The following is a 288-nucleotide window of genomic DNA, read 5'->3' on the forward strand; positions in this document are numbered from 1 at the left end:
TGAAGAGGCAGAAGGGGAGTTGTGTGGTGAGCGTATGGTAGAGTGGGTGGTTGGTGATTTGGGGAGAATGGTGGAAGTGATTGATGAAGGGATTGAGGAAGGAGGAGAAGGGGAAGATAATGGAAGGGAAGATATGGTGATTGGATTGAGGGGTGGAGTGGATAAAGAGGTGTGGATGTTAAAGGGATTGGTGGGGAAATAAGGAAAGTGATGGTAGATGGTGAGAAGGATATGTAGAGTTGGTGAAGAAAGTGTGGGTTGGGTTAGAAATGGGGTGTGGTTGGGGTA

1 pseudogene is annotated in these 288 nt (G+C 47.6%); it reads left to right on the forward strand.

What is annotated here, in order from left to right:
• A pseudogene (locus FS628_RS31645) lies at positions 1-202 on the forward strand (DNA starvation/stationary phase protection protein); the annotation flags it as partial.
• Between the last annotated feature and the right edge of the window lie 86 nt (positions 203-288).

The sequence above is a fragment of the Paenibacillus xylanexedens genome (assembly GCF_007676705.1).
Taxonomy (GTDB): domain Bacteria; phylum Bacillota; class Bacilli; order Paenibacillales; family Paenibacillaceae; genus Paenibacillus; species Paenibacillus xylanexedens_C.